The organism is Stenotrophomonas sp. 86428_Sma (assembly GCF_056481585.1).
Window position 1 is genome coordinate 3,729,103 of sequence record NZ_CM151156.1, and the last position, 24,772, is coordinate 3,753,874.

The window sequence follows — 24,772 nt, forward strand, 5'->3', positions numbered from 1 at the left end:
GGGCGCTTATCTCTTTGAAAAGCGCCCCGGGCGGGCGCCACTGCCATGTCCGAAGTCGCCAACGAAGCGTCGCGTCGCCGCACCTTCGCCATCATCTCCCACCCTGACGCCGGCAAGACCACGCTGACCGAAAAGCTGCTGCTGTTCGGAGGCGCGATCCAGATGGCCGGTTCGGTCAAGGGCCGCAAGGCCGCCCGCCACGCCACCTCCGACTGGATGGCGTTGGAAAAGGAGCGCGGCATCTCCGTCACCTCCTCGGTGATGCAGTTCCCGTACGAAGGCAAGATCGTCAACCTGCTCGACACCCCCGGCCACGCCGACTTCGGCGAGGACACCTACCGCGTGCTGACCGCGGTGGACTCGGCGCTGATGGTGATCGACGTGGCCAAGGGCGTGGAAGAGCGCACCATCAAGCTGATGGAAGTCTGCCGCCTGCGCGACACCCCGATCATGACCTTCATCAACAAGCTCGACCGCGAGGGCAAGGACCCGATCGAGCTGCTGGATGAAGTGGAAACCGTGCTGGGCATCCAGTGCGCGCCGGTGACCTGGCCGATCGGCATGGGCCAGCGCCTGAAGGGCGTGGTCCACCTGCTGACCGGCGAAGTTCACCTGTACGAACCGGGCCGCAACTTCACCCGCCAGGACTCGACCATCTTCCCGTCCATCGATGCGCCCGGCCTGGCCGAGAAGATCGGTGCACAGATGCTGGCCGACCTGCGCGACGAACTGGAACTGGTGCAGGGCGCCAGCCATCCGTTCGACCTGGACGCCTACCGCGCGGGCAAGCAGACCCCGGTGTTCTTCGGCTCGGGCGTGAACAACTTCGGTGTGCAGCCGCTGCTGGACTTCTTCGTCGAACATGCCCCGTCGCCGCAGGCGCGTTCCACCACCGGCCGCGAGATCGCCCCGGAAGAGAACAAGCTGACCGGCTTCGTGTTCAAGATCCAGGCCAACATGGACCCGCAGCACCGTGACCGCGTGGCGTTCATGCGGGTCTGCTCGGGCCGCTTCAGCGCCGGCATGAAGACCTTCCACGTGCGCACCGGCAAGGAAATGAAGCTGGCCAACGCGCTGACCTTCATGGCCAGCGACCGCGAGATCGCCGCCGAGGCGTGGCCGGGCGATGTGATCGGCATCCACAACCACGGCACCATTTCCATCGGCGATACCTTCACCGAAGGCGAAGCGGTCACCTTCACCGGCATCCCCAACTTCGCCCCGGAACTGTTCCGCCGCGCACGCCTGCGTGATCCGCTCAAGCTCAAGCAGCTGCAGAAGGGCCTGGCCCAGCTGTCCGAGGAAGGTGCGACCCAGTTCTTCCGCCCGCTGACCAGCAACGACCTGATCCTGGGTGCGGTCGGCGTGCTGCAGTTCGACGTGGCCGCCTACCGCCTGAAGGACGAGTACGGCGTGGAAGCCACCTTCGAGCCGGTCAGCGTGACCACTGCGCGTTGGGTCCACTGCAGCAACGAGAAGAAGCTGGAAGAGTTCCGCGAGAAGAATGCGCTGAACCTGGCGCTGGATGCAGCCGGCCACCTGGTCTACCTGGCACCGACCCGGGTCAACCTGCAGCTGGCGCAGGAACGCTCGCCGGACGTGCGCTTCTCGGCCACCCGCGAAGCGGCGCATACGGTTTCGGTGGGCTGATGCCAGCGGGCCGGATCCCTTTCCGCAAGGAAAGGGCTCTGCCCCCGGCCGTCGCGGGTGGTTCATCCACGCATGGCGTGGATCTACCGCTCACGGATTCATCGGCGCAACGCAGGGATTCACCCACCATACGGTGACGGGCGTGCACACGGCGGCCATCGCGGCGATGATAGGGGGACGCGGGTCCCCCTCCCCGTGAACGATGCCCATGCCCATGTCCACGACGTCCATTGCTTCGATCCGTGAAGAAATCGCCAGCGCCCTGACCCATGGCCTGGGCGCGGTGTTCGCCCTGGCAGCCAGCGCGGTGCTGATCACCCTGGCTGCGATCTACGGCGACGGCTGGCAGCTGGCCAGTGCGATCGTATTCGGTATCGCGCTGTTGCTGCTGTACACCGCCTCCACCCTGTATCACGCCATCCAGCATCCGGTCGCCAAGGGCCGCTTGAAGGTGTTCGACCACTGCGCGATCTACGTGCTGATCGCGGGCACCTATACCCCGTTCACCCTGATCGGCCTGCGTGGTCCGTGGGGCTGGGGCCTGTTCACCGCGATCTGGGCGCTGGCGCTGGGCGGCGTGGTGTTCAAGCTGTTCTACACTGGCCGCTTCAAGGTGCTCTCAACGGTGATCTACATCGCCATGGGCTGGCTGGTGGTCGTGGCGATCAAGCCGATGTGGGCTTCGATCGACGGCGGCACCCTCACCTGGCTGTTCGCCGGCGGCCTGTCGTACACGCTGGGGACCTACTTCTACCACCGTGAATCGATCCCGTATTCGCATGCGATCTGGCACCTGTTCGTGATCGGTGGCAGCGTCTGCCACTTCGTCGCAGTCACCATGCAGGTGCTGTAAACCAGCGTTCGAACGCGGCGTGTGCACACCACGCACATGGACGCTTCGCGCCCTGTCCACGAAGAGGGGGCAACCATGGCGGCGTGAATGCTGCCGCCTCCCCTGCCGCAAAGCGCACGACCCGCTGGCGCCTCCGCCGCCCCGGCCCACGAGGCCGGCGCTGGCTCACGATCCTGATCTTCCTGCTGGCGGCACTCCTGCTGCTGATCGCGCTGTGGGACTGGAACTGGTTCAAGGGGCCGGTTGAGCGTGCGGTGCAGGCACGCACCGGCCGCGCGCTGCACATCGGGAACCTTGATGTCGACCTCGGCCGCACCAGTACGATCCGCGCCGATGCGATCACCTTCGCCAATGCCAGCTGGGCGAAGCAACCCGATATGGCCACCGCAGACCGCGTCGAGATCGACGTGCGGGTGTGGCCCCTGCTGCGTGGCAGCGTGCAGCTGCCCGAAGTACGCCTGACCCGGCCGGACGTGCTGCTGGAAACCGCCCCGCGCAAGGGCGAACCGGGCAATTGGGATTTCCTCGGTGGCAGCGCCGGTGGGACCAGCCCGCAGCTCAAACGGTTGCGCATCGATGACGGTCGCCTGCAGTTCCTCGACGCGCTCGGCCGTACCGATATCCGCGTGGACGTGCGCAGCGGCCAGCCGAAACAGGCCGATGCGGCGCCACCGCTGCTGGTACAGGGCAAGGGACACTGGCAGGGCAATCCGTTCACCCTGCGTGGCGGCACGGAATCACCGCTGGAGCTGACCGACAGCGACCATCCGTTCCGCATCCATCTCGATGGCCGAGCAGGCGCCACCCACGCGGTAGCCAGTGGCACGCTGACCAATCCCTTCCAGCTGCGCGTGTTCGATCTGCAGTTTGCGCTCAGCGGCCAGGACCTCGCCGACCTCTATCCGCTGCTCGGCATTGCCATTCCGCCGTCGCCGCCCTATGCGTTGAACGGCCGGCTCAAGCGTGACCACAACGTCTGGCGCTACGACGCCTTCACCGGCAAGGTCGGTGACAGCGACCTCGGCGGCAATCTGCAGTTCGAAGTGGGCGGTGCGCGGCCGCGGCTGACCGCCACGCTGGAATCCAAGCGCCTGGACTTCGATGACCTTGCCGGCTTCGTCGGTGCCCCACCGAAAACCGGCGGCGGCGAAACCGCCAACGCCGAACAGAAGGCCGAGGCCGCACGGGTTGCCGCCCGCGCACGCGTGCTGCCCGACACGCCCTACAACCTCGGCAAGCTGCGCGCGATGGATGCCGACGTGCGCTGGAAGGCCCACCGCATCAACGCGCCATCGCTGCCGCTGGACGACATGGACGCGCACCTGTTGCTGGATGACGGCGTACTGCGGCTGGACCCGCTGAACTTCGGCGTGGCCGGAGGCGATATCCGCAGCACGATCCGCATGGACGCGCGCCGCCCGCAGATCAGCACCGCCCTGAAGGCCAGCGTGCGCGGCGTGCAGCTCGGCCAGCTGTTTCCGGACGCGAAACTTGCCGAGCAGGCCAAGGGCGGCATCGGCGGCGAGGTGGACCTGAGCGGCCGCGGCAACTCGATCGCCGCGATGCTCGGCAGCAGCAGTGGCAAGGTCGGCCTGGCGATGGGCCGCGGCCATGTCGGCAACCTGGTGATGGAACTGGCAGGGCTGGACATCACCGAATCACTGAAATTCCTGGTGACCGGCGACAAACAGATTCCCCTGCGCTGCGCCTTCGCCGACTTCGGCGTGCGCGACGGCCTGATGACCAGCCAGGCGCTGGCGGTGGACACCACCGATACGATCCTCATCGGCGAAGGCACGGTCAGCCTGCGCGACGAGACCCTGGACCTGCTGCTGAAACCGCGCCCGAAGGACAAGAGCATCCTGGTACTGCGCTCTCAACTGCACATCAGTGGCACGTTCAAGGACCCGTCGTTCCGCCCGGACTTCAAGGCGTTGGGGATTCGTGGCGCGGTGGCCCTGGCGCTGGGCAGCATCGCGCCGCCAGCGGCATTGCTGGCGACCATCGAACTGGGGCCGGGGAAGGATGCCGACTGCGGTGGGCAATATGCGAAGTAGGTTTACAGCGTTGTTCGCGGCGCCTCTTTTCCCGCGCGTAGAGCCGGAGCAAGGCGACAGGCAGGACACGCCGTAAATACGTCCCCGTAGGCTCGGTCGGCGCATCCATGCGCCTCACGGTCCTGCCTGCCGCCTTGCTCCGGCTCCGGACAGGTTCCTGCGCGCGCGGAACGAGAGCGAAATTCAAAGTCAAAAGAAGAAAGCAAATTCAAAAGCTGTTGCCAACCAAGGTTGGCAGCTACCAAAGGCGAGCCACCGCGCATGTATGCACCGCGCTCGCAGGAACGTGTCCAAGGGCGGAGGGCATGGGCGTGCAGGACCGTTGGCGCCATGGATGGCGCCATCGAGCCCCCATGGATGGGTTTACGGCGTGTCCTGCACGGCCATGCCCTCCGCCTCCCGGCGTAGCAGGAAGGCGCGGCTTTGGCTTTGGCTTTGGCTTTGAGCTTCGAAAAGCGGGCCGGCGGGCCGCAGGCCCGCCAGCGAACAACTCACCCTGCCACGATGTACTGCTGCAGCTGATCCAGCTCGCGCCGCTGCGCATCGATCACCGACTTCACCAGGTCGCCGATGGAAATCACCCCCAGCACCTGTGCTCCCTCCACCACCGGCAGGTGGCGGATGCGGTAGTCGGTCACCAGCTGCAGGCAATGCTCTACCTGTTCGCCCGGCGAGACCGTCACCACCTTCGCCGTCATGATCTCGGCCACCGCCGTATCCCGCGACGAACGATCACGCAGCACGATCTTGCGCGCGTAGTCGCGCTCCGAAAGGATCCCGACCAGCCGCGGACCGTCCATCACCAGCACCGCGCCAATGCCCTTTTCCGCCATCAACCGGATCGCATCGATCACCGCCGCATCCGGCGCGACCGCATGTACTTCAGGAGACTTGCCGTCCAACAGTTGCCGTACCGTGGTCATCTGCCTGCCCTCCGAGGGTGGGTTGCAGGGCAGAGTCTGCCACGGCGGATGCTAGCCAGGCGTCAACCAGGTACAACGGGCGCTGCTTGGATTCCTCGTACAGCCGTCCCAGGTACTCGCCGATCAGGCCCAGCGCGATCAACTGCACCCCGCCCAGGAACAGGATCACCGCCATCATCGTCGGCCAACCCGCCACGCGGTCACCGTACAGGGCCGCCTTGGCAATCACCCACACGCCGAATACGAAGGCCACCGCCGCCGTTGCCAGGCCCATGTAGGTCGCCGCCCGCAGGGGAACGGTCGAGAACCCGGTGATGCCCTCCAAGGCGAAATTCCACAGCCGCCACAGACTGAACTTGCTGGATCCGGCCACCCGCGCGTGACGGTGGTAGGGCACAGCAATACGCTTGAATCCGACCCAGCTGAAAAGGCCCTTCATGAAGCGGTGGCGTTCACGCATCTCGCGCAGCGCACTCAGCGCGCGTGGCGACAACAGGCGGAAGTCACCGGTGTCGGCAGGGATCGGCGTGCGTGACAGGCGACCGATCACCCGATAGAACGCCGCCGCCGTGGCGCGCTTGATCCAGGCTTCGCCATCGCGGGCCATGCGCGTGCCATAGACGTTGTCATGGCCCTCGCGCCAGCGCGCAACGAACTGCGGCACCAGTTCCGGCGGGTCCTGGCCATCGGCATCCAGGATCATCGCCGCGCCGTCGCGCACCAGATCCAGGCCGGCAGTCAGCGCGGCCTCCTTGCCGAAATTGCGCGACAGCTTCAACGCCGATACGCGCGCGTCGTCCTGCGCCAATCCTGCGATCACCTGCCAGGTACCGTCGTGGCTGCCATCGTCCACATACAGGATGTGGCCATCGATGTCGGGCATTCCGTCCAGCACCGCACACAGGCGGGGATGCAGGCACGGCAGCGCCTGCTCCTCGTTGTAGGCGGCGATGACGAAAGTAAGGCGTTCGCGGTTCATGCCCGGATTGTACGTTGCCTGCAGGTGCATGGCCTGCCGCCCCGAGGGCAGGTGTCCTCAGTCTTCCGACAGGTAAGCCGCGCCGCCCAGCTGCCGGGCCTGGCGCTGGATCCATGCCGCACGCCGCTGCACATACGGCCCCGGTGCCGCCGCGTTGTAGCGCCGCGGTGCCGGCAGCACCGCCGCCAACCGCGCGCTCTCGGCCGGGGTCAACCTGGCCGCATCCTTGCCCCAGAACGTCTGCGCCGCTGCCTGCGCGCCATACACGCCATCGCCGAACTCGGCGATGTTGGCGTACATCTCCAGGATGCGCTCCTTCGGCCACAGTGCTTCGATCAGCACCGTGTACCAGACTTCCAGGCCTTTGCGTACCCAGCTGCGGCCCTGCCAGAGGAACAGATTCTTGGCGACCTGCTGGCTGATCGTGCTGGCCCCCCGCAGGCGTCCGCCCTTGGCGTTGTGGTCGCGGGCCTTCTCGATGGCCTGCAGGTCGAAGCCATTGTGGTCGGGGAAGCGCTGGTCCTCCGCGGCCACCAGCGAGATCGGCAGGCTCGCTGCCATCTGGTCCAGGTCGCACCACTGGTAATGCAGGCGATAGGACCAGTCGGCCTCCCCCAATGCCTCGCCATAGCGCCACAGCATGACCGTGGATACCGGCGGGTCGATGAACCGCAGCACCAGTACCTGCAGGCAGCTGAAAGCGGCCAGCAGCAGCGGCAGCCAGAGCAGCCGTTTCCAGCGCCAGCGCCTGCGGCGCGGGACTTCCGCGATGGCCTCCACCTTGTGCTGCTCTCCCCCTGCCCCCATTACTGGTGCATCCTTCTTCTATCCGGTTGTCGGCGCATTATCCGGCAACCGCCCTCGTTTACGCGCGATGTGAGCCGATGACCGCCAACCCCGATTCCCTGATCCGCTTCCTGCTTCCCGACGCTGGCGTCCGTGGCGTCCACGTGCGCCTGCAGGCTACCTGGCAGGAGATCCTGTCCCACGCCGAGTACCCGGATACCGCCGCCGAACTGCTCGGCGAGGCCTGCGTGGCCTCGGCGCTGTTCACCGGCCACACCAAGATCGATGGCCGCCTTTCGATCCAGCTGCGCAGCAGCACCGCGCTGCGCACCCTGTTTGCCGAGTGCACCGCCGCCGGTACCCTGCGCGGCATCGCCCAGCTCAGCGACGGCGCCGATGCGCCGCGCGACCTGTCCAGCCTGGGTGATGACGCCCTGCTCGCGATCACCATCGAGAACCCGGGCCTGGACCCGCGCGAGCCGCAGCGCTACCAGAGCCTGGTCGCGCTGACCGCACCGGAGCTGGACGAGGCCTTCGAGGACTACTTCCGCCAGTCCGAACAACTGCCGACCCGCCTGCTGCTGGCCGCCGACCGCAACGGCGCCGCCGGCCTGCTGCTGCAGAAGCTGCCGGGTGACGAGGGTGACGAAGACGGCTGGGCGCGTGCCAGCGCCCTGTTCGAGACCCTGGGCAAAGCCGAGCTGCTGGCGACCCCGGCCGAGCAGCTGCTGCACCGCCTGTTCCACGAAGAGAAGCCGGAACTGATGGGCGGCAAGCCGCTGTCCTTCGCCTGCTCCTGTTCCCGCGAGCGGGTCGCGTCGATGCTGCAGTCGCTGGGCGAGGACGAGGCCCGTGCCGCAGCCGCAGACACCGGCGCCGTCGAGGTCCGTTGCGAATTCTGCGGGCGGGAGTATCACTTTCCTTTGACGGAGTTCGGCATACTGTTCCACGGTGCCGAGGGGACTGTACCGGCGCCTGAACGGCTTCAGTAAACGGCTTGTCTTGCATCTGGGGGGATCAAGGCTTGTTAAGAATTCATAAACACCCTAGGATCAAGTTCCCGTCTCCGCGGGAACTTCCGTTGTCCGTCCCTGTCTGAACTGGTCCGATGCGTACCTTCCTGCGTCTACCGCTGGCCCTGCTGATCGCCCTTGGCGCGATCACGGGCGTGCACGCGCAGAGCAAGGACACCCGGACCGTGCTGCCGGTATGGAACAAGGGCAGCGGCAAGGTCGAGGCCCTGCTGTACCTGGAGCCCACCGGTGAACAGGCCGCCGGCGCCCGCTGGCACTTCGGCCGTAACTCGCTGGATGCAGCCTTCGGCCTGTCCTCCGGCGATTCGCTGGGCCTGCTCTGCAACAGCAGCAGCGGGACCAGCATGAGCGGCCTGGCCAGTCACTGCATGCTGGCCAGCCTGGGTGACGACGACGACCTCAACAGCCGCCGCTTCACCGGTACCGCTGCGCTGAACCGCGGCAGCAGCCGTCTCGGCATCACCGCCGGCACCGGCCGTGAAACGCTGCCGGCGTGGCTGTCCGGCCCGAACAAGACCCCCTCGCTGCGCGCCGAGCAGAACGACCTGACCGTATTCGCGCAGAAGAACATCGGCCGCGAGGGTTTTGTCTCGATCGCCGGTACCTACGCCAAGGCCCGCCTGGTACCGCTGGCCGATGCCGCACCGTCCATCGTCGACCGCTGGGACAGCAAGAGCCTGAGCATCGGCGCCGGCTACGGCAACTTCACCGGCAGCATCATCGGCCGCGTGATCGACGTGCCGGGCAAGCCCGGCAAGTGGGAGGGCCTGGGCATCGGCCTGACCTGGCGTACCCCGTGGTCTGGCCAACTTACCGTTGGCGCCGAGAACGTGATCAGCCGCGGCAAGAATCCGTTCTCCCCGCGCAATGAAAGCAATGACGACGGCACCGTGCCGTATGTGCGTTACGAACAGGATCTCTGACCCCACCTCCTGGGTCTTCCTGCAGTGACTTCTCCCGGGCGCCGAAAGGCGCCCGTTGCGTATGCGCGTTCGTGATACACGCAGAGCGCTTTTCGACGAATTGGATACCGCGCAATTCACGTCGACACACTGCGATACACATCAACGGAAACTTTTTTCGTCACTTTGCGCTAACAAACGAGACAGAGTGATGTCACCTGCGATTCAACCCCTTGATTTCGTGCATCAATTTTCATTTTCACCAAAATCATAGACTTGATTAACGCAGCTTTAATTCTTGGCGAACGCCCGCTACTATCGGCTCAGCCTCGCGATTTGGGAGCGCTTTTCGCTCCCCCGCCGGGCATTAACCCAGCCAAGATTTCTTGGAGAGAGAGAGCCAATGAATTTCCAGTCCAACAAGCTGCGCGATGCCGTTCTGGTCGCGCTCGTTGCCGGTGTGGCGTCCACTGCCACTGCCCAGGCCCAGGAAGCGACCAACCTTGACCGCATCTCGGTCACCGGTTCGCGCATCAAGAGCACCGACATCGAAACCTCGCAGCCGGTCCTGAGCCTGACCCGCGCCGACATCGACAAGCAGGGCGTGACTTCGGTCGCCGACATCCTGCAGCGCGTTGCCGCCAACGGTGCCGCCCTGAACCGTACCTACAACAACGGCGGTGACGGTTCGGCCGGCGTCAGCCTGCGCAACCTGGGTTCCGAGCGCACCCTGGTACTGGTCAATGGCCGTCGCTGGACCACCGGCCTGGATGGCAGCGTCGACCTGAACACCATCCCGACCGCGATGATCGAGCGCATCGACATCCTGAAGGACGGCGCATCGACCATCTACGGTTCGGACGCGATCGCCGGCGTGGTGAACATCATCACCAAGCAGAACTTCGATGGCGCGGAAGCCAACTTCTACAAGGGCCAGTACAGCGCCGGTGACGGCGACCGCGAAGCGGCCGACTTCACTCTGGGCACCACCACTGACCGCGCTTCGCTGGTGCTGGGCGTCTCCTACGTCAACGAAAAGGCCGTGATGGCCGGCGATCGCAAGATCTCCGCCGGTGGCCCGCCGTTCTTCAGCGGCCAGAGCAGCACCGGTATTCCGGGTTCGTATCTGCGTAACGACGAGCGTTACATCATCCTCAACGGCGTGGAAACGCCGTTCGATCCCAATGTTCACGGCTACAACACCGCGCCGGACAACTACCTGCTGACCCCCAACGAGCGCACCTCGCTGTTCGCGGTGGGTTCTTACAACGTTACCGACAACATCACCTTCCGCACCGAGGCGATGTACAACGAACGCAAGTCAGAACAGCTGCTGGCTGCCATGCCGGTCACCGGCCAGCGCCTCAGCGCGGGCAGCATGTACAATCCGTACGGCGTTGACCTGACTGGCGTCGCGCGCCGCTTCAACGAAACCGGTGGACGTTCGTTCAACCAGAACGTCAAGAACTGGCACTTCTACGGTGGTTTCGAGGGCTTCTTCGAATTCGCCGACCGTAATTTCGACTGGGATGTCGGCTACCGCTACGACAAGACCGACCAGAACGATCTGACCTACGGTCTGTTCAACAAGCAGCGTCTGGCCGAGGCATATGGTCCCTCGGCGATCCGCGATGGCAAGGCAGTGTGCCTCAACTCCGCTGGCGCAATCATTCCGGGCTGCGCCCCGATCAATCCGCTGGGTGGGATGGGTTCGATCTCGCAGGAGGCACTGGATTACACCTCGTTCACCGCGCATGACTCCGCCAGCCTGGTGTCCAAGGGTTATTACGCCAACATCTCCGGCGAAATCGTGCAGCTGCCGGCGGGTGCATTGGGCTTCGCAGCTGGTTACGAATATCGCAAGGAAACCGGTCAGTTCGATCCGGACGCCTTCATCGCCTCTGGCCTGAGCACCGGCAACGGAGCATCGCCCACCAAGGGTAGCTATGACCTGGACGAGTTCTTCCTGGAACTGTCGATCCCGGTGCTGGCTGACCTGCCGGGCGCCAAGCTGCTCGACTTCAGCGCGGCAACCCGCTACTCGAAGTACAGCAACTTCGGCAACACCACCAACAACAAGTTCGGTTTCCGCTGGAAGCCGATCGACGACCTGATGGTGCGTGGTAACTACTCGGAAGGCTTCCGCGCCCCGAGCATCAACAACCTGTATCGCGGTGATGCTGACTCGTTCGAGAGCTACATCGATCCGTGCTCCTCAACGTCTGGTCGCCGTACCGGCGCTATCGCGGCACAATGTGCGGCAGAGGGCGTGCCGATCGGCTTCGTTCAGCCGGGCGCTGGTAGTGGTGCGAAGCAGACTCCTGAGCCGTTCACCTGGCAGGCCAACCCGAACTTGAAGCCGGAAACCTCGACCAGCAAGACGCTGGGCCTGGTGTGGAGCCCGAGCTTCGTGCAGGGTCTGAACGTGACCCTGGACTGGTGGCAGATCAAGATCGAGGACGCCATCACCCGTCCGGCCATCCAGGACATCATGGATCGTTGCTATGGCGGCACCGCGCAGGAGCAGGCAGCCAACTGCGGCCTGATCACGCGTGACCCGAACTACGGCAGCACCAACCAGCGTTACACCATCACCAACGTCAACATGCCGCTGCAGAACCTGGCGTCGTACAAGGTGGAAGGTTGGGATCTGGGCATCCTGTACAAGTTGCCGGAAACTTCGATCGGCCAGTTCACCATCACTCTGGACGGCACCTACCTGTCCAAGTGGGATACCAAGTCGACTCAGGATGCTCCGATCGAGGGTCGCCAGGGACGCTATCTCGACCAGGATCCGTACTGGCGCATCCGTTCCAATCTGTATGTGGACTGGTCCTACGGGGACTTCGGGGTCAACTACGGCATTCGTTACAAGTCCGGCATGACCGAACCGTGCCCGTTTGATCCAGTCAAGGAACCGGAAACCTTCGCATACTGCTCTGATGGCGCGAAGGGAACGAACCACATTGGTGCCACGACCTACCACGACATCCAGTTCCGCTACAACACGCCGTGGAAGGGCACCATCATGGTCGGCCTGAACAACGCGTGGGACAAGAGCCCGCCGGTTTCGTACTACACCTCGTACAACATGTTCGACCCGCAGTACGACCTGCCGGGCCGCTACATGTACATGCAGTACAAGCAGAAGTTCTGATCGATCCACTGATCAGCTGATGCAGCAACGGCCCCGCAAGGGGCCGTTGTTTTTTTGTGCCTGCCAGATCGCGGCAGCACCAACGGAAAAGGCCGCGGCATTGCCGCGGCCTTTCTGCATTCAACGCAGCAACGACGCTCAACCGTTCGGAATCAGCGTCTCGATGAGATGCTCGACATAGGCCTCGAAATCCTCGCGCGCCTGCTTGGGCTGCTGCAGCTGCAGCGACAGCTGCAGGAAGCCGACATAGGCCGCGTACGCCAGGCGTGCGCGGTGGCGCGCATCGGTCGAGCTGAGCCCAGCCTGGCGGAACGAGGCGATCAGATAGTCGAGGCGGCGCTGCGACACGCGGTCGATCACCGGACGCACCATCGGATGGTCCAGTGCCTTCAGCAGCTCGCTGTAGATGATGTGCGGCTGCACTTCATGCGCCACCATCTGGAACAGCTGGCGCAGGCGCACGCGCGGGTCCGGCACGTCTTCCAGGCTGCCGAACACCTGTTCCTGTTCGAACAGTTCCCAGCGTTCCAGCGCGGCCTGCAGCAAGGCGTCACGCGAGGGGAAATGCCAATAGAAACTGCCCTTGGTCACGCCGAGGCGCCGCGCCAGCGGTTCCACCGCAACGGCGCCTACGCCTTGTTCAGCAATCAGGTCGAGGGCCGCCTGGGCCCAGTCTTCGGCACTCAGGCGGCTGTTGCGGCCGGCGCGCGGTTCGCCGGCGGAAGCGTCAGGTTGATTCATGGGCTGATTTAACCATACGCCGGGGTTCGTTGCAGTACGCCGTTGCGGGCGAAACCGTCAAAGGGCTCTCCTGCAGGGCTGCCGCACCGCACCATACGATGCAGTATTGACTTCCCTCACAAGCGATCCATACTAGCAAGTATGGTTACGTCCCCTACTCCCGCTGCGTTCCATGACCTGCACCTGGAGGCGGCCCATGGTGCCCGCCTCGCCGCCACTGCCAGCGACCACGGTCGTCGTGGCCGGGTGCTGTTCGCGCACGGCTTCGGCCAGACCCGGCACGCATGGAACGCCACCGCGCGGGCCCTGTCTGCGGCGGGGCTGCAGACGCTGGCCTACGACGCCCGTGGCCACGGCGATTCGGACTGGAATTCTGCCGAACTGCCCTATCACGGCGAGCAGTTCGCTGATGACCTGATCGTGCTGGCCGGGGAACAGCCACGCCCGCCGGTGCTGGTCGCAGCCTCGATGGGCGGCCTGTTCGGCCTGCTGGCCGAATCGCGCTGGCCGGGCCTGTTCTCGGCGATGGTGCTGGTGGACATCACCCCGCGTTGGGATACCGCCGGTGTTGAACGCATCCTGGCCTTCATGACCGCCCATCCCGACGGTTTTGCCTCGCTCACCCAGGCCGCCGATGTGATCTCGGCCTACATGCCGCACCGTCCGCGCAAATCCGAGCAGTCGCTGCGCGCACTGCTGCGCGAGGACGGCCACGGCCGCTGGCGTTGGCACTGGGACCCGCGCCTGGTGGCCGAACTGGCCCGCGACAGCGAGCAGCACCAGGATGCGCTGGCCGAGGCCGCACGCCAGGTGAAGTGCCCGCTGCTGCTGGTCAGCGGCGGCCGAAGCGACCTGGTCACGCCACAGACCGTGGCCGAATTCCTGGCGTTGGCGCCGCACGCGCGTCATGTACAGCTGCCGCAGGCCACGCACATGGTCGCCGGCGATGACAACGACGCCTTTACCGCTACTGTGTTGGACTATCTGGACGTGTTGCCCGCAGCGGATGCTGCAGCTTCGTCCGCCACAAACGAGCACGTCACCGGAGCACGCTCATGAGCATCGTTCTTCCCTTCCTCGCCCTGCTGCTGGCAGGCGCGTTCGTCGCCTACCACCGCATGCGGCTGGTTACCTGGACGCTGATCAGCGTGGCCCTGCTGGCCGCCTGCTGGTTCATTCCCTACGTCAACCAGACCGCCACGATCGTCGCAGCCGCTGTATTGGCCGTCATCGCCGTGCCGCTGCTGCTGCCGTTCATCCGCAAGCCGCTGCTGACCGGCCCGATGATGAAGGTGTTCCGCAAGGTGTTGCCGCCACTGTCGCAGACCGAGCGCATCGCGCTGGAAACCGGCTCGGTCGGTTTCGAGGGTGAACTGTTCACCGGTGATCCGGACTGGAACATCCTGCTCAACTATCCCAAGCCGCAGCTGACCGCCGAAGAACAGGCCTTCCTCGATGGCCCGGTGGAAGAGCTGTGCACCATGGTCAACGACTGGGAAATCACCCACGTCCACGCCGACCTGCCGCCGGAACTGTGGGCCTTCATCAAGAAGAACAAGTTCTTCGGCATGATCATCCCGAAGGAATACGGCGGCCTGGGCTTCTCCGCGCTGGCCCACCACAAGGTGATCCAGAAGCTGGCGTCGGTGTCGTCGGTGGTCAGCTCCACCGTCGGCGTGCCCAACTCGCTGGGCCCGGGTGAACTGCTGGTGCATTACGGCACCCAGGAACAGAAGGACCAGTATCTGCCGCGCTTGGCCGATGGCCGCGAAGTGCCGTGCTTCGGCCTGACCGGTCCGTTCGCCGGCTCCGACGCCACCTCGATTCCGGACTACGGCATCGTCTGCAAGGGCGAGTGGAACGGCGAGCAGGTGCTCGGCGTCAAGCTGACCTTCGACAAGCGCTACATCACCCTGGCCCCGGTCGCTTCGCTGATCGGCCTGGCCTTCCGCATGTACGATCCGGATGGCCTGATCGGCGATACCCGCGACATCGGCATCACCCTGGGCCTGCTGCCGCGCGACACCGCCGGCGTTGAAATCGGCCGTCGCCACTTCCCGCTGAACTCGACGTTCCAGAACGGTCCGATCCGCGGCAAGGACGTGTTCATTCCGCTGACCCAGCTGATCGGTGGCGCTGCCATGGCCGGCAAGGGCTGGAACATGCTCAACGAGTGCCTGGCCGTGGGCCGCTCGATCACCCTGCCGTCCACCGCCAGTGGTGGTGCCAAGGCCGGTGCCGCGGTGACCGGCGCCTATGCGCGCATCCGCAAGCAGTTCGGCCTGTCGGTCGGCCGCTTCGAAGGCGTGGAAGAAGCGCTGGCCCGCATCGGCGGCAAGGCCTACAAGATCAGTGCGCTGTCGCAGGCCACCGCCGCGGCGGTTGACCGTGGTGACGTGCCGTCGGTGCCGTCGGCGATCGCCAAGTACCACTGCACCAACATGAGCCGCGAAGTGATCTCGGACATGATGGACGTGATCGGCGGCAAGGGCATCATCCTGGGGCCGCGCAACTTCGCCGGCCGCAGCTGGCAGGCCGCGCCGATCGCGATCACCGTGGAAGGCGCCAACATCATGACCCGCAGCCTGCTGATCTTCGGCCAGGGTGCGATCCTCTGCCACCCGTGGGTGCTGAAGGAAATGAAGGCTGCGCAGGATCCGGATACCCGTGCCGGCCTGCAGGAGTTCGATCGCAGCCTGTTCGGCCACATCCGCTATGGCCTCTCCAATGCCGTGCGTTCGTTCTGGTTCGGCCTGACCGGTGCACGCTTCGGTGCTGCCCCGGGTGACGCCTACACCCGCCGCTACTTCCGCAAGCTGGACCGTTACTCGGCCAACCTGGCGCTGATGGCCGACATCTCGATGATGACCCTCGGCGGCAAGCTGAAGTTCAAGGAATCGCTGTCCGGCCGCCTGGGCGATGTGCTGAGCCACGTCTACATGACCAGCGCCATGCTCAAGCGCTACCACGACGAAGGCGCACCGCAGGCCGACCAGCCGCTGCTGGCCTGGGCCTTCCATGACAGCGTGCACAAGATCGAAGAATCGCTGTCGGCCGCGCTGCGCAACTTCCCGATCCGTCCGATCGGTTGGCTGATGTGGGCGTTGATCTTCCCGCTGGGCCGTCGTGCCGAGGCCCCCGGCGACCGCCTGAGCCGCCGTGTTGCCGCTCTGCTGATGGCACCGAACGAAGCCCGCGACCGTCTGGCCAGCGGCGTGTTCCTGACCCCGTGCGAGAACAACCCGGGCGGCCGTATCAACAGCTACCTGAGCAAGGCGATCATGGCCGAGCCGGTGGAGCGCAAGTTCCTGAAGGCGCTGAAGAGCAAGGGCATCGAAGCGCTGGACTTCAAGAGCCAGCTGGACGAGGCCGTGGCCGAAGGCGTGATCACCCACGACGAGCGCAGCCTGCTGGAAGAACTGCGTACGCTGACCCTGGACACCATCACCGTGGACGACTTCGACACCCACGAACTGCGCGCGGCCAGCTACTACGACCGCCAGCACAAGGACCCGCATTCGCAGGCGGCCTGATCGCCCGCGACACGCGTTGCCACGACGGCGGGCCTCGGCCCGCCGTCGCTTTATCCGCCGACCGGAACGTCAACCATGTCCACGCCCCTGCTCTCGCTTTACCACCGCCTGCAGCGCTGGCCTGCCGGCAACTGGCTGTTCTCGCGCGCGGTGTGCTTCAAGGCAACCTACTTCGCCAGCATCGCCCCGCGCATTACCCGGCTTGAACACGGCCGCTGCGAAGGCACGCTGGCCGATCGCCGCAGAGTGCGCAACCACATCGGTACGGTGCACGCGATCGCGATGTGCAACCTGGCCGAACTGACCGCCGGGCTGATGGTCGACGCGTCGCTGCCGAAGGGCATGCGCTGGATTCCGAAGGGGATGCAGGTGCAGTACCTGGCCAAGGCGCGCGGCACGCTGCAGGCGGTAGCGCTGCCGGCGCAGCCGATCGTGGCCGCTGCCGAGGGCTATGCACTGCCGGTGACGGTGAGTGTGCGCGACCGCGCGGGGACGGAGGTGTTCAGCGCGGTCATCGACATGTGGATGTCGCCGGCGAAGTAGTGTTCCCGCGGCGGCGCAGCCCCTCGTGGGTGGGCAGTTGGTCGCGGAAAGCGCTGGTTTCCGGTGGGGGCCGGGGGCGGTGGATTCGAGGGGGACGCCGTGAACCCGTCCCTGAGGGCTTGGCCGCGGCATCCATGCCGCGGACACCCCCGCGAACCCACCGCCCCCAGCCTCTGACAGATCTCTGTGGCGTCCACCCACGGAAGAGAAAAAAAAGAGCAAAAGCAAAAGCAAAAGCGGCCCTTCGGCCGCTTTTTTCGTGCGCGCAGAACCCACGAGCGCCGCGACCCGCTGTTGCTCTTGATCTTCTTTTTCTTCTCCGTGGGCTGGCCGCACACGGAACCTGTCCGGGGTCGGGCGGATGGGCTGGGCAGGGGTGTCCGCGGCATGGATGCCGCGGCCAAGCCCCCAAGGACGGGTTTACGGCGTCCCCTGCCCAGCCCATCCGCCCGGCCAGATCCACGACCCGCATTCCGCGACCAACCCACGAGGGGCTGCGCCGTTGGCTGGAAACTACGCCAGCGCGCGAAACACCAACGCCAGGATCGCCGGCACCGCCTGGATCATGAAAATGCGCCGGCTCACGCTGTACGCGCCATAGCACCCCGCCGCCACCACACAGGCCAGCGAGAACGTCACCAGCACCGGCTGCCCGATCACCAGCCCCACCACGATGCCTGCTGCCAGAAAGCCGTTGTACAGGCCCTGGTTGGCCGCCAGCACCCGCGTGGTCTCCGCCTTCTCCGGCGTGTTGCGGAAGGTCTTCAGGCCCAGCGGGCGGGTCCACAGGAACATCTCCAGCACCAGGAAATAAACGTGCAGCAGGGTGACGAGCAACGTCAGGGTGAGTGCGATCCAGTACATGGGCAGTTCCTTGGACAGGGATGGGGGTCGGGCCCCGGAAAATCAGCGGTCGCGCGGCAGTTTCTTTTCTTCGCGCAGTACACCGAACGCGGCTGCGGTCATGCACGCGGCTACCAGCATGCCGCCGATGAACACCACGTGCGAGCCGAACAATGAGAGGCCCTTGTGCACCCAGGCAAAGCTCAGGTCCGCACCGCGGTAGACCACGGTGTCGATCGCTGCGCCGGCCTTGTAGCGCCACTGCCGGTCCACGCGCGTGTAGATGGTCTCGCGCGCCGGCTTGGCCAGTGCAAATTCGCTGGCGCGGGTCATCACCTGCACCACCGCGACCATCAACGGCATCGGCGAGGCTGCCAGAACCGAGAAGCCGATCAGGATCGCGAAACCGGGAATCAGCAGCGCCGGCGCGATGCCGTGGCGCGACAGCAGCCAGCGGGTCAGGCCCACCTGCATCAGCAGCGCCAGCGCGTTCACCGCCAGGTCGATGCGCGAGAAGAACGCGGTACTGGCCGCCGGGTCAGTGAACGCCGCACGCACGATCGCAGCCTGCTGGTTGTAGAGCAGCGTCCCCACGCCCACGCCGAACACCACCATGATCGCCAGCCAGCGCAGCAACGGCTCGCGCACGATCAGTTTCAGGCCATCCAGCACGCTGCCGCCCATCGGCGTTTCGCCCGATACCAACTGCTGCTCCTGCTCGCGCAGCACCGCCCAGTGCCGTAGTCGCCAGATGCTCAACAGGCAGATGGCGAGGAATCCGGCCGAGACCAGCATCAGGTTGGCGATGCCCACACGCTGCACCAGGGCACCGGTGATGATCGGCCCGAGAAAGGCACCGATGGTGCCGGCCGCGCCGATGTAACCGTAGAAGGCTCGTGCCTGCGCGTTGGAAAACACATCGGCCATGAAGCTCCAGAACACCGCCACCGCGAACAGGTTGAAGACGGTGATCCAGAAAAAGAACGCCATGCCGCGGCCCGGCACACCGCTGTCGAACAGTACGTAGAAACCCAGCAGGGTGACGATGAAGAACCCATACACCGCCGGCAGGAACACCCGCCGTGGGAAGCGGCTGACCAGCCAGCCGTACACCGGCTGCAGCACCAGCATGATCACGAACACGCAGGAGAACAGGAACTGCAGGACGAAATCCTTCAGCGCGATGCCATGACTGGCGAACCAGGCGATCAGCATCGGCGGGAACACCGTTTCCAGGTCGGCCGAGGCGGCCATCGCCTCCCGCACCGGGCGCAGCACGTAGTAGCCGCTGAGCAGGCAGAAGAAGTACAGGAACGACCACCACAGCGCCGGCGACTCACGCAGTGCCGCCGTCAGCCCACGCAACGGCCCCTTGCCCTTCACCGCGCTCACGCGGTGTCCCTCGCCAGAAGACGGCGGTTGGACAGCGGCATGGCAGGCTCCGGGGCGGTGAAGCGCGTACGTTAGCCAATGCACTGCAACATCGCCAGCAGCAGCCTCGCAGAAGGCCGCAACGCAGTGTCACGGCCCCGCCCGGACGACACGTTCCGACACATGCTTTCGGGGCGTCAAAATCCCAACTTTTTCAACGAGATGCGCATTCATCTTCGCTTTGTTTGTGCACAAGGGAAAAGCGGCGCTAGAATCGCCATCAGCAGTCGCGCACGGGTCTCCACGATGAAAAAGAACAGCCTGCGTCGTCCGATCCGTTCGGCGGCCACCGGTTTGCTGGGCATGTTGATGCCCGTTGCCTTGTCCACCACCGCGCAGACCCCGCCGCCATTGCCGCCGATGCCGGCCAACATCGAATCCGCCGCCACCGCCGTCGCCCACACCCAGCCCGCCGCTTACCGCACCGGCCTGGTGCCGCAGGTGCAGCTGCCGGCGGCCGGCTTCAACGTGGCCAACATCGAATCGATGGCGCAGCAACTCACCTATGGCGAGCGTGTGCCCGGCATGGCCGTGGCCATCGTGCAGGGTGGCCGCGTACTCAGCGCGCGTGGTTATGGCGTTACCGATGTCAACAACCCGCTGCCGGTCGACGCCCACACCGTGTTCCGCCTGGCATCGCTGTCCAAGGCCTTCGCCGGCACCATGGCCGGACTGCTGGTGAACGATGGCACGCTGCGCTGGGACAGCAAGGTCACCGACTATGTGCCGGGCTTCCGCCTGAACTCTCCGGAAGCGACCGATCGCCTGACCGTGGCCGACGTGCTCAGCCACCGCGTCGGCCTGCCGTACAACGCCTACGACCGCGACATCGAAGGCAACGCCGAGTACTACGCACTGACCCAGAAGCTGGCCAATACCAGCCTGAAGTGCCTGCCGGGCGACTGCTACGCCTACCAGAACGTGGCCTTCAGCCTGATCGGCGACGTGGTCTATGCCGCCTCGGGGAGCTTCTACGAGCAGTCGGTCGAGCGCCGCATCTTCAAGCCGCTGGGCATGAACGATGCCAGCCTCGGCCTGGCCGGCATCCAGGCCAGCTCGCGCTGGGCGCGTCCGCACGTGCGCAGCCGCAATGGCTGGGTATCGCTGACACCGAAGCCGACCTACTACCGCCTCGCCCCGGCCGCCGGCGTCAACGCCAGCGCCAGCGACATGGCGCAGTGGCTGCTGGCCCACACCGGCCATCGCCCGGACGTGCTGCCGGCACCGCTGCTGGCCACCCTGCATTCGAGCCTGATCAACACCCCGGGCGAAATGCGTTCGGGCTGGCGCCGCGAGCGCCTGCATTCGGCCGGCTACGCACTGGGCTGGCGCACCTTCGACTACGCCGGCCACGATGTGGTGTTCCATGCCGGTGCCGTGCAGGGCTATCGCGGCCTGGTCGCGCTGGTGCCGGAACGCGATCTCGGCATCGCCATCATGTGGAACGGCGAAAGCGGCCTGCCCAGCGGCCTGCTGCCGACGGTGCTCGATTCCGCGCTCGGCCTGCCGACGCAGCGCTGGCTGGACGTGGACACCGACTTCGGCAGTGACAACCTGATGGCCGAAGGCGCGAGCCCGGCGCAGCAGGACAAGCGCAAGGGCAAGGGTGCTTCGAGCAACCGTGCGGTGGCCTCGCCGCGCTGAGTTGGCGGGCTTCACCGTGTGTGCGAAGGGCGGCCTGCGGGTCGCCCTTTTTAGTGGCAGTTGTAGAGCAAAGCAATCGAGCAGTGCTCGACTCTACAAACGGAAGGCTAATGCGCGAAGTAGTGCATGCCGCCATCCACCGGAATCACCGCGCCGGTGATGTAGCCGGCCAAGGGCGAGGCCAGAAAGGCCACCAGCGGCGCCACCTCCTCCGGATCACCAAAACGCCCGATCGGAATGTTGCGTTCGATGAACTCACGCCGGCTTTCCTCGGTGGGATGCAGCCGGTCCCGGATCTGAGCACTGTTGATGCGTCCCGGCGCGATTGCATTGACCGTGATGCCCTGTGAGGCCAGCGCCGACGACAGCCCTTTGCTCCACAGATGCAACGCCGCCTTCGCCGCCGTGGCAGCATTCACCGCGCGCGGTTCCATTGAACCGCTGAGGTTGATCACCCGCCCCCAGCCCTGCGCCTGCATCGCCGGCAGCAGTGCCTGGGTCAGGCGTCGTGCCGAAGAGAAGTTCAAGGCCATGGCTTCCTCCCAGACATCATCCCCCGCATCCACCGTGGTCGGCCGGCCTCCTCCAGCCGCATTGACGAGGATGTCGACACGCGTCAGTGCCGCCGAGGCTGCATCCGCAATGTGGCGTACCTGCTCCGCATCGGTGAGGTCGCCCAGCAGGACGATCGGTGCCGGCGCGCCTGCAGATTCGATCTCCGCCGCCAGTGCATGCAGCGGCTCGGCACGCCGTGCGCTGATCGCAATGCGTACTCCCTGGGCCGCCAGCAGCCTGGCCACACCGGCACCGATGCCACTGCCCGCCCCGGTGACCAGCGCGGTACGCCCTTCAAGCCCCAGATCCATGATGTTCTCCCAATCCGCCAGCCGGTACATCCGGCCCGTCCAGTACATGCTGTTTGATCACCCCTGATTGATAAACTCCGCGCAGGTTTCAGCATTCAACACCCGGGGTGTCAGATGAATCTGCTGGAGAGCATGCAGGTCTACGTGCTGATCGTGGACAAGGGCAGCCTCAGCGCTGCGGCGGCGGCGATGGATATCTCGGCGACGATGGCCGGCAAGCACCTGCGTGCGCTGGAAGCACGGCTGGGAATGCAGCTGTTGAGCCGTACTACCCGGCGCCAGCACATGACGCCCTTCGGCGAGGACTACTACACCCGCTGCCGGGAGATCCTGCGGCTGGTGGAAGAAACGGACGCACAGGCGCAGCACCAGCAGCTGGCACCGGCGGGCACGTTGCGCATCAGTGCGCCGGTGATCTTCGGCACTCACGCACTGGTACCGGCACTGGCCGAATACATGGCGCGCCATCCGGATGTCCGGGTCGAAGTCACGCTGAGCGACCGCGTGGTCGACCTCGCCGAGGAGGGTTTCGAAGCGGCGCTGCGCATCGGCACGCTGGCCGACAGCAGCATGCTGGTGGCGCGTGCGCTGGCACCGTATCGCTTGATGATGTGCGCATCGCCGGCGTACCTGGCCAGGCATGGCACGCCTCGCAGCCTGCGCGACCTCGCCCTGCATCAGTGCCTGTCCTTCGAACCGAGCGCACTCGCACAGTGGCTGCAGGCCGACGCTGGCGAACTCGAGCGTGTGCCCGGCGGCCGGCTGCAGATCAACAACGGCGAAGCGCTGCGCACGGCAGCGCTGCACGGGCTGGGCATCGTGCTGCAGTCGGCACTGCTGCTGGCTGCCGACATCGACACCGGACGCCTGGTGCAGCTGTTCCCTGAGTTCGGCCAGACCGGTCGGCCGATGCACGTGGTCTACGCCCACGATCGCTACCACTCGACCCGCCTGCGCAGCTTCCTGGACTTCCTGGTAGAGCGCTTTCCACCGGCGCCGCACCGCTAGCGTCGACTGTCAGAAAAGCAGTCGAGCACGGCTCGACCCTGCAAACGGCCCATAAAAAAACCCCCTCCCCGCTGGGCAGTCAGGGAAGGGGGTTTCAGGATGCGGCTATCGGGAAGTACTTAGATCAGCGGCGCCGGGGTTGCCGGCAGAGCGACCGGAGCAGCCTTCTTCTTGCGAGCGGCCGGCTTGCGCTTGGCAACCTTCTTCGCTGCCTTCTTCGGGGCAGCCTTCTTGGTCGCCTTCTTCGCGGTCTTCTTTACTGCCTTCTTGGCGGTCTTCTTGACGGCCTTCTTGGCAGTGGCCTTCTTCGCGACCTTCTTGGCCGGCTTGCGGGCCGTTGCCTTCTTCGCAGTCTTCTTGGTGGCCTTCTTGGCTACCTTCTTGACGGCCTTCTTCGCGGTCTTCTTGACGGCCTTCTTGGCAGTGGACTTCTTGGCTACCTTCTTCGCCGCCTTCTTCACTGCCTTCTTCGCAGTGGTCTTCTTGGCGACCTTCTTCGCAGCCTTCTTCACTGCCTTCTTGGCGGTCGCCTTCTTCGCGACCTTCTTCACTGCCTTCTTGGCAGCGGCCTTCTTCGCGACCTTCTTCACCGCTTTCTTGGCGGCGGGCTTCTTCTTCGCAGCTTTCTTGGTTGCCATGGGATGGCTCCTCGTCAGTGATAGGGAGTTGAAACGCCCAGGTGGATCAAACCCGCGGATGCTGCGTGCGGGGACCGCCGGCGCGTCAGGCGCGCCGTTACGGATGCGGCAATGCCCGCCTCGATCGGCGGAGCGGACATCGGAACGGGAGTTGCCTTGCATTTCTCCGGGGGAAGCGGGGCCATGTCCACCGTCATCAGGGTCGCGGTGGTCTTGAAGGGGCTGCTTCGCATCGGACGATTGATTCTGCGCACTCGGTTGGGCAGGCAAGGTCTGCTGAGGCGAAACCTAATCACGGTTTTTTTTACTGTCAACAACCCCCGCGAAAAATTTTCACATCCGCGCCATCCCGGACGCCGCCCTCGCCACCGCCGTGCGCGCCCTGCAACGACCATTGAAGCGGCGCGCACGCGCGCCGCATACGACGAAGTCGATGCGCTCTCTGAACAAAAAACACTTGAAATAAGCACTCTGCGCAGATAGGCACATGTTCCGGACAACAGCGCACGTGCATCGCCGATGGTCACCCGCACCGTCGCCGACGCCAGCACAACGGGGCCGCAACGGGGGGCGAAAAGTTTTCACATTCGATCGCTTCGGCGCGGGGCGGAAACGCGGATTTGCGCAAAACTGCGCACGCTGATCGGCACCGTTCGTCTGTCGGCTGATGCCACGCCGAGGGTGCAGAGCGAACCCGCCGTCATGAGTCCGACGCACTCGCCAAAACAAAAACGGCCACCCGAAGGTGGCCGTTCCAGAACCCGGAAGTGACGACTCAGTGGTCGTCGTTTTCCAGGGCTTCGGCATACGCGTCCGGATCCAGCAGTTCGTTGACCTCTTCAGCGTTGGTCAGTTCGACCACGAACATCCAGCCTTCGCCGTAGGCATCTTCATTGATGGTTTCCGGCTTGTCGGACAGCGCCGAGTTGACCTCGACGACCTTGCCGCTGATCGGGCTGTAGACGTCCGAGGCGGCCTTCACCGACTCGACAACGGCGATCTGCTCGCCAGCCTTTGCGTCGGCGCCGACTTCCGGCAGTTCGACGTAGACCAGGTCACCCAGCAGGCCCTGGGCGTGGTCGGAAATACCGACGGTGACACGGCCATTGCCTTCGACACGGGCCCACTCATGGGACTTGAGGAACTTGAGGTCGCCGGGGATCTCGCTCATGGGACTGCTCCAG

Annotated in this window: 21 protein-coding genes; 12 read left to right on the top strand and 9 right to left on the bottom strand. The window is 65.2% G+C overall.

Annotation, left to right across the window (positions count from 1 at the left end; translation table 11 throughout):
• Positions 1–45: 45 nt before the first annotated feature.
• The 3 genes from ACZK3J_RS17180 (at position 46) to ACZK3J_RS17190 (ending at position 4,560) form a co-directional block, all read left to right on the top strand.
• On the top strand, positions 46–1,650 hold the full coding sequence (locus ACZK3J_RS17180) for a peptide chain release factor 3 (protein WP_014038155.1): 1,605 nt from the start codon (positions 46–48) through the stop codon (positions 1,648–1,650).
• Positions 1,651–1,864: 214 nt separating this feature from the next.
• Positions 1,865–2,503: a PAQR family membrane homeostasis protein TrhA gene (trhA, locus tag ACZK3J_RS17185; RefSeq protein ID WP_005410682.1), complete on the top strand. Its 639-nt coding sequence runs from the start codon at positions 1,865–1,867 to the stop codon at positions 2,501–2,503.
• Positions 2,504–2,586: 83 nt separating this feature from the next.
• Positions 2,587–4,560, top strand: coding sequence for an AsmA family protein (locus tag ACZK3J_RS17190; RefSeq protein WP_478476100.1), 1,974 nt, complete (start codon positions 2,587–2,589; stop codon positions 4,558–4,560).
• 491 nt (positions 4,561–5,051) lie between these two features.
• On the opposite strand, the gene ACZK3J_RS17195 is transcribed toward ACZK3J_RS17190, so the two are convergent.
• From ACZK3J_RS17195 to mtgA, 3 genes are read right to left on the bottom strand one after another with little or no spacing between them, the layout of a single operon-like run.
• Positions 5,052–5,483 (bottom strand): CBS domain-containing protein, encoded by a 432-nt coding sequence (locus tag ACZK3J_RS17195; RefSeq protein WP_019336409.1) that lies wholly within the window; start codon positions 5,481–5,483, stop codon positions 5,052–5,054.
• Complete coding sequence (locus ACZK3J_RS17200; protein WP_049401430.1) at positions 5,443–6,462, bottom strand: glycosyltransferase family 2 protein; 1,020 nt, start codon at positions 6,460–6,462, stop codon at positions 5,443–5,445. The genes ACZK3J_RS17195 and ACZK3J_RS17200 overlap by 41 nt, the downstream gene beginning before the upstream one ends.
• Before the next feature lie 57 nt (positions 6,463–6,519).
• Positions 6,520–7,269, bottom strand: a complete 750-nt coding sequence (gene mtgA / locus ACZK3J_RS17205; RefSeq protein WP_049463535.1) for a monofunctional biosynthetic peptidoglycan transglycosylase — start codon at positions 7,267–7,269, stop codon at positions 6,520–6,522.
• A 77-nt stretch (positions 7,270–7,346) separates the two neighbouring features.
• On the opposite strand from mtgA, the gene hslO reads away from it, so the two are divergent.
• From hslO to ACZK3J_RS17220, 3 genes are all read left to right on the top strand, one after another.
• Entirely contained in the window at positions 7,347–8,240 is an 894-nt protein-coding gene (gene hslO / locus ACZK3J_RS17210; RefSeq protein ID WP_032130068.1) for an Hsp33 family molecular chaperone HslO, read from the top strand.
• Positions 8,241–8,356: 116 nt separating this feature from the next.
• Entirely contained in the window at positions 8,357–9,205 is an 849-nt protein-coding gene (locus tag ACZK3J_RS17215) for an XOO1806 family protein (protein WP_049420960.1), read from the top strand.
• Positions 9,206–9,587: 382 nt separating this feature from the next.
• Complete coding sequence (locus tag ACZK3J_RS17220) at positions 9,588–12,341, top strand: TonB-dependent receptor plug domain-containing protein (RefSeq protein ID WP_049401415.1); 2,754 nt, start codon at positions 9,588–9,590, stop codon at positions 12,339–12,341.
• 138 nt (positions 12,342–12,479) lie between these two features.
• On the opposite strand, the gene ACZK3J_RS17225 is transcribed toward ACZK3J_RS17220, so the two are convergent.
• On the bottom strand, positions 12,480–13,082 hold the full coding sequence (locus ACZK3J_RS17225) for a TetR/AcrR family transcriptional regulator (RefSeq protein WP_006464233.1): 603 nt from the start codon (positions 13,080–13,082) through the stop codon (positions 12,480–12,482).
• A gap of 141 nt (positions 13,083–13,223) precedes the next feature.
• Between ACZK3J_RS17225 and ACZK3J_RS17230 the strand changes: the two genes are divergently transcribed.
• From ACZK3J_RS17230 to ACZK3J_RS17240, 3 genes are all read left to right on the top strand, one after another.
• Entirely contained in the window at positions 13,224–14,141 is a 918-nt protein-coding gene (locus ACZK3J_RS17230; RefSeq protein WP_049463536.1) for an alpha/beta fold hydrolase, read from the top strand.
• Positions 14,138–16,615 carry an acyl-CoA dehydrogenase gene (locus ACZK3J_RS17235; RefSeq protein ID WP_049463537.1) on the top strand — a complete coding sequence of 826 codons (2,478 nt, stop codon included), beginning with the start codon at positions 14,138–14,140 and terminating at the stop codon, positions 16,613–16,615. Before ACZK3J_RS17230 ends, ACZK3J_RS17235 begins: the two co-directional genes overlap by 4 nt.
• Positions 16,616–16,690: 75 nt before the next feature.
• Positions 16,691–17,158: a hotdog fold domain-containing protein gene (locus tag ACZK3J_RS17240; protein WP_478476101.1), complete on the top strand. Its 468-nt coding sequence runs from the start codon at positions 16,691–16,693 to the stop codon at positions 17,156–17,158.
• Positions 17,159–17,671: 513 nt separating this feature from the next.
• Here ACZK3J_RS17240 and ACZK3J_RS17245 read toward each other — a convergent pair.
• Positions 17,672–18,022 (bottom strand): DUF1304 domain-containing protein, encoded by a 351-nt coding sequence (locus tag ACZK3J_RS17245; protein ID WP_149909234.1) that lies wholly within the window; start codon positions 18,020–18,022, stop codon positions 17,672–17,674.
• A gap of 42 nt (positions 18,023–18,064) precedes the next feature.
• The gene (locus ACZK3J_RS17250) at positions 18,065–19,393 is read right to left on the bottom strand and encodes an NTP/NDP exchange transporter (RefSeq protein WP_149909235.1); all 1,329 of its coding nucleotides are present in this window, start codon (positions 19,391–19,393) and stop codon (positions 18,065–18,067) included.
• A 285-nt stretch (positions 19,394–19,678) separates the two neighbouring features.
• On the opposite strand from ACZK3J_RS17250, the gene ACZK3J_RS17255 reads away from it, so the two are divergent.
• Positions 19,679–21,076, top strand: a complete 1,398-nt coding sequence (locus ACZK3J_RS17255) for a serine hydrolase domain-containing protein (RefSeq protein WP_478476102.1) — start codon at positions 19,679–19,681, stop codon at positions 21,074–21,076.
• A 107-nt stretch (positions 21,077–21,183) separates the two neighbouring features.
• Here the strand turns inward: ACZK3J_RS17255 and ACZK3J_RS17260 are convergent, their stop codons facing one another.
• On the bottom strand, positions 21,184–21,942 hold the full coding sequence (locus ACZK3J_RS17260) for an SDR family NAD(P)-dependent oxidoreductase (protein ID WP_049400632.1): 759 nt from the start codon (positions 21,940–21,942) through the stop codon (positions 21,184–21,186).
• Between the two features lie 114 nt (positions 21,943–22,056).
• Here ACZK3J_RS17260 and ACZK3J_RS17265 point away from each other — a divergent pair, with 114 nt between their 5' ends.
• Positions 22,057–22,950, top strand: a complete 894-nt coding sequence (locus ACZK3J_RS17265) for a LysR family transcriptional regulator (protein ID WP_049463542.1) — start codon at positions 22,057–22,059, stop codon at positions 22,948–22,950.
• 119 nt (positions 22,951–23,069) lie between these two features.
• Here the strand turns inward: ACZK3J_RS17265 and ACZK3J_RS17270 are convergent, their stop codons facing one another.
• Positions 23,070–23,588, bottom strand: coding sequence for a hypothetical protein (locus ACZK3J_RS17270; protein ID WP_032130057.1), 519 nt, complete (start codon positions 23,586–23,588; stop codon positions 23,070–23,072).
• Positions 23,589–23,771: 183 nt separating this feature from the next.
• Between ACZK3J_RS17270 and ACZK3J_RS17275 the strand changes: the two genes are divergently transcribed.
• Positions 23,772–24,071 (top strand): hypothetical protein, encoded by a 300-nt coding sequence (locus ACZK3J_RS17275; protein WP_125895567.1) that lies wholly within the window; start codon positions 23,772–23,774, stop codon positions 24,069–24,071.
• Between the two features lie 292 nt (positions 24,072–24,363).
• Here ACZK3J_RS17275 and gcvH read toward each other — a convergent pair whose 3' ends face one another.
• Positions 24,364–24,759, bottom strand: coding sequence for a glycine cleavage system protein GcvH (gene gcvH / locus ACZK3J_RS17280; protein WP_005410701.1), 396 nt, complete (start codon positions 24,757–24,759; stop codon positions 24,364–24,366).
• Positions 24,760–24,772 lie beyond the last annotated feature (13 nt).